The sequence below is a fragment of the Desulfosarcina sp. genome (assembly GCF_041551955.1).
Lineage (GTDB): Bacteria > Desulfobacterota > Desulfobacteria > Desulfobacterales > Desulfosarcinaceae > Desulfosarcina.
Genome location: NZ_JBFELV010000125.1, coordinates 1 through 12,211 on the forward strand (window position 1 = coordinate 1; position 12,211 = coordinate 12,211).

At 52.2% G+C, this 12,211-nt stretch carries 13 protein-coding genes and 1 pseudogene; 6 read left to right on the forward strand and 8 right to left on the reverse strand.

Features of this window, described 5'->3' with window-relative positions; genetic code table 11:
• From ABYV26_RS11445 to ABYV26_RS11460, 4 genes are all read left to right on the forward strand, one after another.
• On the forward strand, nt 1–1,631 hold a 1,631-nt coding region (locus ABYV26_RS11445), incomplete at its 5' end, for a carboxypeptidase-like regulatory domain-containing protein (protein WP_372681101.1).
• A gap of 340 nt (nt 1,632–1,971) precedes the next feature.
• A complete protein-coding gene (locus tag ABYV26_RS11450) occupies nt 1,972–2,490 on the forward strand; it encodes a nitrous oxide reductase accessory protein NosL (protein WP_372681103.1) in 519 nt (172 codons plus the stop codon).
• 231 nt (nt 2,491–2,721) lie between these two features.
• Nucleotides 2,722–2,922 carry a cold-shock protein gene (locus tag ABYV26_RS11455; RefSeq protein WP_319409563.1) on the forward strand — a complete coding sequence of 67 codons (201 nt, stop codon included), beginning with the start codon at nt 2,722–2,724 and terminating at the stop codon, nt 2,920–2,922.
• Between the two features lie 414 nt (nt 2,923–3,336).
• Nucleotides 3,337–3,648: a hypothetical protein gene (locus tag ABYV26_RS11460; protein ID WP_372681106.1), complete on the forward strand. Its 312-nt coding sequence runs from the start codon at nt 3,337–3,339 to the stop codon at nt 3,646–3,648.
• 81 nt (nt 3,649–3,729) lie between these two features.
• Here ABYV26_RS11460 and ABYV26_RS11465 read toward each other — a convergent pair whose 3' ends face one another.
• Nucleotides 3,730–4,893 (reverse strand): 4Fe-4S binding protein, encoded by a 1,164-nt coding sequence (locus tag ABYV26_RS11465; protein ID WP_372681108.1) that lies wholly within the window; start codon nt 4,891–4,893, stop codon nt 3,730–3,732.
• Nucleotides 4,894–5,337: 444 nt separating this feature from the next.
• Between ABYV26_RS11465 and ABYV26_RS11470 the strand changes: the two genes are divergently transcribed.
• Together ABYV26_RS11470 and ABYV26_RS11475 are read left to right on the forward strand one after the other, a co-directional pair.
• Nucleotides 5,338–5,817 (forward strand): hypothetical protein, encoded by a 480-nt coding sequence (locus tag ABYV26_RS11470; protein WP_372681110.1) that lies wholly within the window; start codon nt 5,338–5,340, stop codon nt 5,815–5,817.
• A gap of 84 nt (nt 5,818–5,901) precedes the next feature.
• Nucleotides 5,902–6,375: a flavin reductase family protein gene (locus tag ABYV26_RS11475; RefSeq protein ID WP_372681112.1), complete on the forward strand. Its 474-nt coding sequence runs from the start codon at nt 5,902–5,904 to the stop codon at nt 6,373–6,375.
• 12 nt (nt 6,376–6,387) lie between these two features.
• Here ABYV26_RS11475 and ABYV26_RS11480 read toward each other — a convergent pair whose 3' ends face one another.
• The 7 genes and pseudogenes from ABYV26_RS11480 to ABYV26_RS11510 all read right to left on the reverse strand — a co-directional run.
• Nucleotides 6,388–7,011 carry a hypothetical protein gene (locus ABYV26_RS11480; protein ID WP_372681113.1) on the reverse strand — a complete coding sequence of 208 codons (624 nt, stop codon included), beginning with the start codon at nt 7,009–7,011 and terminating at the stop codon, nt 6,388–6,390.
• A gap of 218 nt (nt 7,012–7,229) precedes the next feature.
• Complete coding sequence (gene hisF, locus ABYV26_RS11485) at nt 7,230–8,801, reverse strand: imidazole glycerol phosphate synthase subunit HisF (protein ID WP_372681115.1); 1,572 nt, start codon at nt 8,799–8,801, stop codon at nt 7,230–7,232.
• A gap of 117 nt (nt 8,802–8,918) precedes the next feature.
• Nucleotides 8,919–9,326, reverse strand: coding sequence for an OsmC family protein (locus ABYV26_RS11490; RefSeq protein WP_372681117.1), 408 nt, complete (start codon nt 9,324–9,326; stop codon nt 8,919–8,921).
• Nucleotides 9,327–9,359: 33 nt separating this feature from the next.
• The gene (locus tag ABYV26_RS11495; protein ID WP_372681122.1) at nt 9,360–10,181 is read right to left on the reverse strand and encodes an adenylate/guanylate cyclase domain-containing protein; all 822 of its coding nucleotides are present in this window, start codon (nt 10,179–10,181) and stop codon (nt 9,360–9,362) included.
• 39 nt (nt 10,182–10,220) lie between these two features.
• Nucleotides 10,221–10,736, reverse strand: a pseudogene (locus ABYV26_RS11500) (hypothetical protein); the annotation flags it as partial.
• Nucleotides 10,737–10,899: 163 nt separating this feature from the next.
• Nucleotides 10,900–11,616, reverse strand: a complete 717-nt coding sequence (locus ABYV26_RS11505) for an ABC transporter ATP-binding protein (RefSeq protein ID WP_372681119.1) — start codon at nt 11,614–11,616, stop codon at nt 10,900–10,902.
• Nucleotides 11,603–12,211 (reverse strand): ATP-binding cassette domain-containing protein (locus ABYV26_RS11510; protein ID WP_372681120.1); only part of this gene is annotated, 609 nt, incomplete at its 5' end. The genes ABYV26_RS11510 and ABYV26_RS11505, both read right to left, overlap by 14 nt.

The window sequence follows — 12,211 nt, forward strand, 5'->3', positions numbered from 1 at the left end:
ACAATGTCACCAATGATCGAGAATGGGCTGTCTATATTTCACATTTTAGCGGTGGCGCTTCTTTGTTCTTATTTAATAATCAAATAATAAACAACAAAGGAACAGGTCTGAACTATGGCGGTCCTTACATCTTACTTTATGCTGATAGAAATCATATATCTGGCAACAATCAAGGTTTAATCGCTAATAGTGCCATACTTTTGAACAATACAATCTCCAACAACACATGCCCAAAAGATATGCTCATGGCGAAAGCGGCTGGTGTATATTTAAATGGTCCAAGAGCTGTTTTGTTTAACAATACAATTCAAGGGAATGAAATATGCCCTGGTGATGACGGCGATAATATTATGTTAAGATCACAGCAGGGTAATCAGTTTACAGCCCATTTTAACAATCTTGGAAATTCTTATGGAGATTCTATAGATATTTACTTGGACACTGATTATCAGGGAGTTGATTGTAATACATCAAAAGATATGAATGTCGATGCATGGAATAACTTCTGGGAAGACAGAAATTCAAACAACCTTCACGAAAACATATTGGATTTCAATGACGATTTCTGTGCAGGATCAATAGATTACCAGCCGGTATTAATAGAAAAAATTACCCCGGTTCATTTAACATCAGCGCCGACACTGATAGAACCTGAACATAACGCCTTAATACCGGGGACGTTAACTATTGACTTTTCATGGCAGCCCGTTACCGGTGCAACTAAATACCTTCTATGCACAAATGGTTGGGCAAATCATCCGGGTGAGGCCATGCGAGTAATCGAAGTACAAGGCCAGACGTCTGCTCAAGTTACCTATTCACCATTTACATCTTATAGCCAAAAATCTCTATACTGGTATGTGGTTGCAGGCACTGATAACGGATGGGGTTTACCTTCAGAGGTTCGAAAATTGTACTTTTCAGAAGATCCCTTCGTCGTTGGTGGAACAATTGCTGACGAAGACGAAAATCCGGTTAAACAGGTATATATTGCAGGCAAAGGAGAAGGTGTTTTTTCGGATGTCAATGGTTTATATGCAACGATTCAAAATGATAATTTTACGGAAGGACTGATCTATTCGCTTAAAAAAGAAGGTTTTGTCGATTGCTATACATTCCCTCGTTTAAGCACCAGTTTTGATGTTTATGGAGATCTGACAATCATCTCAGAAACAGCAAAGAACGCTATTTATACCGATCGAGGAATTGTGCCCGATGTAACCAAGGGTGCTATAGCCGGGGTTGTTGTTGATGAAAACGATCAGGTATTAATAGGTGCGGAAGTATACACTGAGCCATCATCTGGAACTGTTTTTTATCTTGGCGCGAATAATTTACCTGACCCCACTTTAGGCTCTACAGGGCCTACCGGGAAATTTGTCATATTAAATGTACCACCAGGAAACTACCGGCTCTCTGCAAATCTTTCTGGACATAATTTTTCCATCGTTGACCATTATGGAGAGACTCATATTGGCCCAGGGATTGTTGTTTATGAAAACTCGATAACAATAGATGCTCTTGCAGAAACTTCCGCAACTGCCAACGGCGGAAACACAGGGAGTACTCCAGGTGCAACCAGTGAAGGCGGTGGCGGGGGTGGTTGCTTTGTTAGTGCTCTGATAAAATAAATAGGAAATGGATGTGCGGCTGTTGGAGAGCATCGTGCTCGTCGCCCACGAATTTTCCGGCAGCTTTACATAACCCATCACCACCAAACTAACCAATTACATCAAGGTAGTTAGCTACGATAATTGCGTTGCTTAAGAAAGGCGGGGCTCCATTTCAAACTACCCAGCCTGATTAATAGCTTATGCTTGAAATCAAAATAATAGAATGCTAATGATTCGATAACAGCACGCCCCTCTTCCGACAAAAGCGTTTTCAAAATCGTTAAAATTTGGCTCTACCCTGTTGGAACAATAGAGCCTGTTCTAAAATTGATGTAAACCATAAACAAGGAGGTCAACGATGGGGAAGAACGCCTGCCTCAAACGCAGCGCGGTATACTGCGCATTCATCGTTTTGGCGTCATTGCTCGTGTTTGTCAATGTCGCCCTCTCAGATGACGATTCATGCATTCACTGTGGCATGATGAAAGCCAAATTCGGCCATTCATGGGTCATCATCGAGCATAGTGATGGCACCCAAGAAGGCGTGTGTTCCGTTCACTGTGCAGCCATTGACATGGCGCTGCATACCCACTTGCCGGTAGAAAACATAACTGTCGGTGATTACAACACGAAAAAGCAAATTGATGTCGACAAGGCCTATTGGGTAATCGGCGGAGACAAAATGGGGGTAATGACAACGAGGGCGAAATGGGCTTTTGAAACAAAAAAGGCCGCCGATGCATTCATTGCTGAACACGGTGGCCGGCCATCAACCTTCGAAGAAGTTATGAAAGCCGCTTTTGAAGACATGTATGAAGACAGCCTGATGATTCAAAAGAAACGACAGATGATGAAAATGAAGAAAAATCAGTCCTAAGCACCCTGCAACATGATTATCAGGAAAGTTGCTTTACCTTAGGATTCACCCCTTTTTTTAAAAAAAATAATTATCTAGCTTGCTTTATCGATTTAAAAGCTTAATATGATCTCAATCAATCAAGTCCCATTGACGATATGGGATAGTTTCTTTCTGTAGGAATAATCCATTTGTTAAAGTGGCACCCTCCAGTCTGCGACGTTGAAAATATTAAGAAAGGAGGATGTTATCATGACCAATGGAATTGTAAAGTGGTTTAACGACTCAAAAGGATTTGGTTTCATTGAGCAGGAAGATGGCGCAGATGTTTTTGTTCATCATTCAGCCATCAATGCGACCGGTTTTAAATCCCTCAACGACGGCGATCGCGTGTCCTTTGATATCGAACAGGGTCCGAAAGGCCCTTCCGCTACTAATGTCACCGTGATCTAAGATTATTTAAAGAGTAAAAAGGGCGTTCTCTGTGTATGCGGGAACGCCCTTTTTTTTAACGGATACATTGAACCGATGGTTGTCGTCGTCCCGCGCCCTCCCCAAACCCTCTCCTCGATTCTTTTGGACAAACGATATAGGCGCCTGCTGGACGCCTTGAACTCAAAAATAACCATACTTATTGAACCCTCCCCGTGGCCCCGATGAGCGGCATTTTTGCTTCCCTCCGTCAAGCGGCGGGGAATGCGCTCGCTATGGCGGTTATAGCAACAGGAAAGCATTCATGCCCATGTGGTTGACAGGAAAAATTGGCCATCATACATCGGGTTAGCCGCTGCGGAGGTCAAAGGCAAAGGGTCGACGTTCATCAGATCAGAGGCCGGTATTGAATCCACAGCTGAAAATGGAGGCCTAATGGCCAAAATCCGGAAGTCCAAATTGTCCTGGAAGGCTTCAGAGTCTGAAAATGTGGTCGGCTATAAACTGTATTGGTCAAAGGCCGCCAAGGTCGGCTACGATTCCAAATCCATCAAGGTCGGCAACGTCACCAAGATAGCACTACCCGATGACGTCACCCTGCCCGATGGTCCGGTAATGTTCGGCGTCACGGCCATTGACAACGACGGCAATGAATCTGACATGACCACCACTCCTGAACCATTCCTTGGCCCAGGCGATAGAGACGAATGGTTACCACCGACCGGCCAAAATGAAATATTACGATGATGTCGGGTATCACAAGACACCCTAATTGGCCTCCCAAGCCGCCGTCTTCATCAACCCATCTCGATCCAGTCTCGATCGATTCTACGCACCGCGCAATCGCGGCGGTAGGATAAAGACCTTTCTTAAGCCCGTCTTCAGCGAGATGGCCGATTCCGGGCAGAAGCGGGCGCAAACACCGCAACCAAGGCAAGCGCCTTCATCCCGCTGGGCCACCCCGTCTTCATCCAGTGCAATGGCATCGGTCGGACACCACTCCATGCAGGTGCCGCATCCCGTGCAAGCACTCCTATCGATGACCGAGAGGTGGTAGGTGGAATTGATCATCGGCAGAGTTCCATCCCGCCAGATGCGCAGGGTATCGCAGCAATCCTTGCAGCAGTTGCAGATGCTGGTCTCCGGGTTGGATTCCCTTGACCCCGGGTGAAAGGCCTTGTGGATCAACCCAGCCTGCTCCGCTTCCTTCAAGATTTTCAGGGCTTCCCCGCGGGTGACCTTCCTGGCAAACCCCTGGGCGCTGGTATGCCGTGCCGATTTACCGAATGAAAAGCAGTTCTCCACGGGCGCATTCGTCTTACATACGTCTCCCAGCAGGCTCCGTCGCTGGCGGCAGAAGCAATGCCCCACGGCGATATCTTCAAACTTGTTGATGATCGCCTCGACCGTCTGGCTCGGGAGGACAAACTCCTCGGAGGCATCCAGGTGCTGGTCAATGGGAATGATCCGGATGGCTTTACCGTCTGCCGTCTGTTTGGCTGGAACGGTCCGATCCACAGCAGGAGCCGCTGCGAAGCGGGGGACCAGCGCGTCGTAATGGTCCTGGGTTTGGTCCCGAAGCTCTGCAAGCAGCCGCTCGAACAACATGGCAAGCTCTTTTTCCGCCTCACTGCCCGTAAGCACCCCCATGAATTTATACTCCATCAGGCCGACCATCATCAGCGGCAGGAGTCGATAGATCATTACCCCCTTGGAACTGGGTTGATTGAAAACCAGTCCTTTTTTAGCCAGGCTGTCGGTCAGCCGGATGATTGCCCCCTCTGAGAATCCACTGGACACGACCAGTTGGTCCATGGTTTGGGAAGGCTTCTCTCTGAAGGCGTCGATCAGGTCCAGTTCGTCCGGGTAGTCGCCCACAACACGCTGGATGATGGTGACGGCCGTGTCGGTTACGGGAAATTGGACCAGCCCCTGACGGCAGATAACGCCTGCCGCTCGTTTGAATTTTTCCGACAAAGTCATTTTGGCCATGATCCTGACTCCTTTCCGTTGATGACCGCAAGGGTTGCCATAGACTCGTTAGCCTGGTCACACTAACCGAATCGTCTGTTGAAAGCAAGATGCCCGTATCATCGAAACGATACTGAGCAGTAAAAGGAAATCTGCGGTGTGGGCGGCTGCAATCCTCTTGGATGCGTGCGGATGGGTTTCCTCCAATTCGTGGAGCTTCCCCGAAAGAGTACTCTGGCGGTTGGATCAACTGGCCGGCGATCTTGGGGCGGCATACACACCCGCTGTCGGCGGTGTATTCCGCTGTGCGAAAGCCTCGCCCCAATGCTTACGCATGAATCGCTCGGATACGCTTATCCTTCTGTAATCATAATTTTTATATCTTGATTTCACGATTTATTTTGTGTTTAACTATAGCTATAGTTTTAAATACTACAATGAGTTGGTGTCAATGGGATTGAAACCATGACCAAACAAAAAACACTCTACAACCGACTATTGCCCGGTCAGGAAGTTTTCGGTTCATTTGAAACGGCCGACATTTTGAAGGTCAATCGAGGCATCATCAACAACGACATGAAGCAGGGTCATCTGCCGGCAGGCACCAAAATCAAGTGGGGGAAGACCACCCGGACGGTCTTTTCGCGCAAAGAGTTGTACTGGATATCGCTGTTCTATCAACTCCACGCGATCGGATTGACCAAACGACATGCCGATGAAATCGTCAGGTCCATCCGCAGCCAACCCCACGATTACATTTTGCTCGGATCGTCCGCTGACCATGGTGCCGGCGCAGCTGCATTATATTTTAAAAATTACCTTTCCGTACAGGTGCTCGATGAACTGAATAAGACAAGGTCGACCATCATCATCAACTATAAAAAAGTTCGGCAGGATGTGGATGAACGTATCAGGCGCCATGGTGAAAAATTGCTTCAACCCTGAGAGCAGGTGAGACAGGGATGATCTCAGTCGATGGCAGCGCCTGCGAGGCCCATCTTGGGTCAACACATCAAAAAAGGAGGGATCATGAACCAAAAACTACCTCAATATCTGGCAAGCATGACCTACGGGATTTATATACTCACCACCCGGCATGGCGGCTCGATCAACGGTATGATCGCCTCCTGGGTAAGCCAAGTGTCCTACGATCCCCCGTTGATCATGGTGGCCGTTCATCCCAACCGATACTCCCATGACCTGCTGCAGAAAAGCGGCCACTTCGCCCTGCATATTCTCGCCCAGGCGCAAAAGGATCTGTTGGCTCGATTCAAAGGCCCGGATCCCGGATCTAAATTTGACGCCTTGGCCTGGCGGGACGGCGTGACCGGGTGCCCGGTCCTGGCCGACTGCATCGGCAGTGTGGAGTGCCGTGTACGACAAACCCTGAAGCCGGGCAACCACACCCTGTTCATCGGCCAGGTGGTTGACGCCGTTTTCAATGGGCCAAATCGGCCGCTCTGCACGTTGGATTACGAAGGGTGTTATTCAGGCAAGCAATAATCGGCTATGGCCTCAGGGCGCTTTGGGCAGCAACCCATTTTTTCCAAGCTCCTTCATCACCAGATCGACCACCTGGCCGATGGCCTGCCCGGTGGTTTTCGGATTTTTTAGCTGCGATTCACCGGCCCATATCGGTGATTCCGTCTCCACGTCATATAGCGCGGTTTCAAGACTCAATTTGACCTTTTCACCGTACACGGTAGGCCACGTCACATATGCCAAACCATAATTGTAAAACCCATAGTAGTTGAAAAAATACTGCGGCCGGTCACGGCTGAACACCTCGGACTCCTCCATTCCAACCAGACGGGTGATCAAGATGGTGTCGTTTTCATATTTGTCGACGACGGCGGCAATGGCCTCTTTTTCCAGCTTGGTGCCCGCATTCATGGGCAGTAAATCGGCGCTGACGATTGCGTCAACGCCCTTTACCTTGAGCCAGTCCTGGAAATGTTTTTCAAGAACCGCCCGGATCTCTTGATTGTCAAGGACGGCAATGATCAGCACATCCTTGATCGGCCTGCCCACGTGCGTCTCTTCGATATGGTTCGGGATCATTCGGGCGCTCGAGCCGGAGCAGGCGACGATCGCAAAGGCAAGGGCTGCCATGAACAATGTCGTTTCAATTTTCCGCATTTTCAATTCACCTTTTCATCTTTGTGCCACTTATGTTGTAGCCGCTATGCGGCCAACTGATGAGCGAGATCTCCGCTTCGCCGGGGCGAGCCGCTGAGGACGTCCTGCCTGTGACGCCAGTGCTTCGCGGCACCGTAAGCAAAAACAATCCAATGCCGGGGGTTTCGGCAAAAGGTGGTTTGGGATGGCCTGCAGGCACGATCACCTTCAACACCCGACTACAGCCTGACCTCGACCTTGCCCTTGAGATAGGCCTTAACTGCGGCAATGGGAACCTCACGCCGGTGAAAGATGCCGGCGGCCAGGGCCGATTCGGCATCGGTCTTGGCGAACACCTCGGCAAAATGAGCTTCACACCCGGCACCGCTGGAGGCGATCACCGGAATGGTGACGGCCTGTTTCACGGCATTGATCAGTTCGATGTCAAAGCCCAGGTTGGTGCCGTCACGGTCGATGCAGTTGAGCAGGATCTCCCCTGCCCCCAATTGTTCACACGTCCGGGCCAGGGTCACGGCATCCACATCCCGCCCCTCCCGTCCGCCTTTAACGGTGCATTGAAACCAGCAGTACCGCTGTCCCTTCGGGCCGGGTACGGCCGTTTCGATGGTGGCATGAGGCGTCTGATCCGGTGCGTCCACATAGACGCGGCGGGGATCGATGGAGACCACCACGGCTTGATTGCCGTATACGTGGGAGATCCGCTCGATGGCGCTTCCACCTGTCGGTTGACCGGCTTTCAGGACCGCCTCGACAATATCCACCGCATCGCTGCCAATGGAGATCTTGTCGGCCCCGGAACGGAAGTACTCGGCCGCGACTTGCAGAGCCGTGTAGGTGCGGCCGTTCTTGTCGGTGAAGTCCCGGATGCCGCCGCCGATGGTCAGCGGTACGAACACATGTTTAGACGTTTCCTTGAGGACCTGGAGCATGGGCATGTCTTCCAGGGGGAAATCCCGGAACCCGGTGATGTTCAGAAAAGTGATCTCATCGGCCCCCTCCTCGAAATAGCGTCCAGCCATTTCCACCGGTTTGCCCAGGTTGCGCACGTTGCCGTCTTCTCTCACATCATACTGGTCGCCCTTGGTGACCACCAAGTCACCCCGGTCGTTGGCGCGGACATCCAAACAGGCAATGATGCGTTTGGCCAGGCGGGTCTGCGACGGGCATCTACCCGGGATCTCCACCCGACGATCCATGCGTATGAAATTCTCCAGCACCTTCAGACCGGAAGCCCCGCTTTTTTCCGGATGGAACTGGGTGGCCTGGATGCTGCCCTTTTGGACCGCGCTGACAAACGGATATCCGTAATCGGTCGTGCTGAGCACCACCTCCGGATCGTCGGCCACGACGTGATAGGAGTGCACAAAATAGAATTTCTCGTCACCCTGCAACCCGGAAAACAGATTCGTGGGCTTTTTGACGCCGATGCCGTTCCAACCGATATGGGGCACGGCCAGGTCGACGTCGAAGCGTTGCACCCGTCCGGGTAGAATACCCAACCCCCTTTCCGCCGGCGCTTCGTCGCTGCCCTCGAACAGGGCCTGCATGCCCACACAAATCCCGAGAAACGGACGCCCTGAGATTAGATAATCCATCAGCGGCACCACGAATTGCTTTTGCCGGAGAATGTGCATCATGCTGCCGAAGTTTCCCACACCGGGGAAAACCAACTTTTCGGCGTCCAAGATGTCGCGTCCGGTTTGGGCGACCGTGATCCGTTCGCCCAACTGTTCAATGGCGTTTATCACACTGCGCACATTTCCGGCACCATAGTCCAACAGGGTAATCATTGGCGTCCTCTATAAGGTGGGTTGCGTTGGCAAAAACGTCTATGCATAAATCGCGCGCCGGCCTGGAACCAAGTTCTTCTCGCTCCGGTCCGGGCCTTCGGTTTTGCTACCCGGTTTTCATTCAGGGGGTTCAATCCGGAAAGTATGCGAGATTCGCGCATTCAGCGAGGCCATGGCACCGCAATACTTTTTCTCCGACAGGTCGATGGCCTGTTTGACGACTTCGGGTTTGAGATCCGTTCCATGGACCACGTACTCGATGGTGACGTCGGTAAAGCGTTTGGGGTATTCCTCGGCCCGTTCTCCGGAAATGTTGATCTCGAACCCGGTGACGTCGAGACGTTTTTTCTTTAAGATAGTGATCACGTCCATGGCCGTGCATCCGGCCGTGCCCATGAGCATGAGTTCCATGGGGCCGGCGCCGCCGCCGCTTTCCGATGTATCCATCACCACCGCAGGCCCGTTGCCGGCCCGTGCCACAAATTGCAGGTCATCAATCCATTTCACTTGCGCCTGAATGCTCATTTAACCTCTTTTTCTTCTTATTCCGTTTTGTTTTTACACCACCGTGTAAACATCCACGGCTTCCGTTTTTCCCTTGACCGTATGCCGACCCATCGCTTGTAAACGGCTGGCCGGTAAGACGAGCCGGTTACGGGTCTCGCCGCTGATCAGAATGTCGGTGGCCAGATTTTTATTGAGCACCTGGAGCCTCGAAGCCAGATTGACGGTGTCGCCCAGCATGCTATACGTTTTTCGCCTGGCACTTCCGACATTGCCTGCCAGAACCGTCCCGCTGTGGATACCGATACCGTGTTTTATCTCCACCTCGCCTCGCTCACGGCGTTGCGCATTGAGCCGCTGCAATGCGGCGCGCATGGCCAGTGCGGCGGAAACGGCTTGATCCGGATGATTCCCCTTCGGCTCCACGGCGTCGAACACCGCCTCGATTTCATCGCCGACAAACTGGAGCACCACACCGCCATGGTCACTGATCACACGTTCCATCTCAGTAAAATAGTGATTGATCATTTCCACAACGGCCATGGGACTTCGCTTTTCCGCAAATCCGGTGAAGTCGCGCAGATCGGAAAATAAAATGGTCACATCGAGAATTTCGCCGGACGGAGCGATGTCGTCATTGAGAATCTTGCGACTGACCTCGGGGGATATATACTTGTCAAAACTGGACCTGCAGAAATCTCTCTCCTTCAGGCCAACCATCATCAGGTTGGTTTTTTCGGCCACGCGCACAAATTCGTCACTGGAGAGAATCGGCACCTGCTTTTCAAGGTTGCCCCGGCTGATCTCGTCCATGGCGGCAAGCTGGGTGTCCAGGATCTCGGTCATATTTGAAGCGTAGCGCCGGACGATGATCATGGATATCGCCAGCAGTATGCACAGGGCGAATGTAATTTCCTTGAAAATGCCCCAGTATACCTCAGGCCGGGAAAAATCCTGGCCGATCAGATAGTAGACATCCAGCAACACCATCAAAAGAATTGAAAATGCCATGATTCCCAAAACCGTTACGATCAGGACAAAAATCTTTTTACTCACCGTCAACAGGATTCCCGATGGCATGGTAAAGGTACTGCGCCCCTTGAGTTGACGGACCATCCGCCGCTCGGTGGAGAGGTATCCCAGCATGCCGCTGAAGATGCCGAAAGCCGCACAGCCGACCAACACCTTAATGCCTGTCGATGCGAAGGGGATGAAAAACGCATAGTAGATGAAAACCATCACGAGGCCGGCCACGAGCCAGGCCGACAGGTCCGCCATAAACGCTTGCCACGGAAGACGTAACACCCGTTGCATGGGTAATTCCGCTTCCGACAGAAAGTCATTCGTCCGCCCATGGAAGCGCAGCCGCCACGGCAGCACGGCGAGGATCGGACCGTAGGAAATCAGTACGGCCTTTGTATACCCGAGGCCGTCTAAAAACGGTCAGACCTGTGCGCCGTAAACAACCAGAACGCCTGTGAACGCAACGTAAATGGATATCAGTTCTATCACGGCATCTCTTTTTAAAGTTAAAGATGAGGCGACGGCACAAGGTATCCGCGCCGATGTATTCACCCAATTTATCACATCGACATCAGGTTTGCGAGGATTTCAATCCAAGGCAGGCATCGATCATGTCAGATGAGTGGCGGGCCTGCCGGGCGGTGCCGGTCCACACCTGCCGGCCGCTTTCCAGAACGGTAACCGCATCGGCCACCGCCAAGGCCCGCTGGGTGGATTGTTCTACCAACAGGATCGCCATGCCCCCTCTCTTAAGATGATCGATCGCTTCATAGCAGATGTCGATAATCGTGGGCATCAACCCCAGGCTTAACTCGTCGATTAGCAGCAACTTCGGTTGGCTCATCAGGGCTCGCCCGATGGCCAGCATCTGCTGCTCCCCACCGGAAAGGGAGCCGGCTCGCTGATATAAGCGTTCACCCAGCCGGGGAAATGTGCCCAGCACCCTTTCGATGGTGGAGGTCGTCTCCTTCCTGGGGCGGCAATAACCGCCCACCACCAGATTTTCACGAACGGTGAGGCTGGAGAATAGCCGCCGGCCTTCGGGCACTAGACCGATGCCGGCCACTACCCTTGCCATGGGAGACAGCGCAGCGATATCCGACCCATCATAAAAAATCGATCCGCCCTGTATCTCCACGTGGCCGGCGATGCACATGATGGTCGAGCTTTTACCGGCTCCGTTAGCGCCCAGGAGCGCGGTGACGCTCCCGGATTCAACCTGAAGCTCCAATTGGTCAACAGCCCGCATGGGACCGTGCCCACAGCTTAACCCCTCAAGACGCAGCATGCGTTTTTTCCTTACCCACGTAAGCGGCCCTCACGTCGTTCATGCGCATCACCTCAGCGGGGTGGCCATCTGCAATCTTGCATCCATTGTCCAGCACCACCAGACGCTGGCTGATGCGCAGCACCTCGCCTAAATTGTGTTCGATCATCACCACGCTCAGTCCCTGGGCATTAATTTTCATCAAAGTGTCTGCAAAACGTTCGGCTTCGACGTGGTTCAGGCCGGCCAGGGGTTCGTCCAACAACAGCAAGCGAGGTTCAAGGGCCAGCGCCCGGGCCACCTCCAGACGTTTGAGGATACCTAAGGGCTGACCCGTCACCGCCTGACCGGCATGACTGGCGATACCCACCATCTCCAGCCACGCGGCGGCTTGTTGGCGCTCCCGGTCACGGCTCACTGCAAGCATGGAACGGAAAATTCGACGGACCCGCATATGGCCCGCGGCGAGCGTGACATTGTCAAGAAGGGTCATGGATCTGAAGGGCCGCACAATCTGATGGGTAAGGGACAGCCCCAACTGGGCCCGCCGGTGGGTGGGCCTCCGACTGATCTCCCGGCCATCCAGCCGGATCCGTGCATGTTCGGGAACCACCAC

Coding starts and splice junctions, on each gene's coding strand:
- ABYV26_RS11480 (WP_372681113.1), bottom strand. CDS start 7,011: ATGCGGAAAATTGAAACGACATTGTTCATGGCAGCCCTTGCCTTTGCG.
- ABYV26_RS11470 (WP_372681110.1), top strand. CDS start 5,338: ATGACCAAACAAAAAACACTCTACAACCGACTATTGCCCGGTCAGGAA.
- ABYV26_RS11495 (WP_372681122.1), bottom strand. CDS start 10,181: ATGATCATCGTCCGGCGCTACGCTTCAAATATGACCGAGATCCTGGAC.
- ABYV26_RS11460 (WP_372681106.1), top strand. CDS start 3,337: ATGGCCAAAATCCGGAAGTCCAAATTGTCCTGGAAGGCTTCAGAGTCT.
- ABYV26_RS11505 (WP_372681119.1), bottom strand. CDS start 11,616: ATGCTGCGTCTTGAGGGGTTAAGCTGTGGGCACGGTCCCATGCGGGCT.
- hisF (WP_372681115.1), bottom strand. CDS start 8,801: ATGATTACCCTGTTGGACTATGGTGCCGGAAATGTGCGCAGTGTGATA.
- ABYV26_RS11465 (WP_372681108.1), bottom strand. CDS start 4,893: ATGGCCAAAATGACTTTGTCGGAAAAATTCAAACGAGCGGCAGGCGTT.
- ABYV26_RS11475 (WP_372681112.1), top strand. CDS start 5,902: ATGAACCAAAAACTACCTCAATATCTGGCAAGCATGACCTACGGGATT.
- ABYV26_RS11490 (WP_372681117.1), bottom strand. CDS start 9,326: ATGAGCATTCAGGCGCAAGTGAAATGGATTGATGACCTGCAATTTGTG.
- ABYV26_RS11455 (WP_319409563.1), top strand. CDS start 2,722: ATGACCAATGGAATTGTAAAGTGGTTTAACGACTCAAAAGGATTTGGT.
- ABYV26_RS11450 (WP_372681103.1), top strand. CDS start 1,972: ATGGGGAAGAACGCCTGCCTCAAACGCAGCGCGGTATACTGCGCATTC.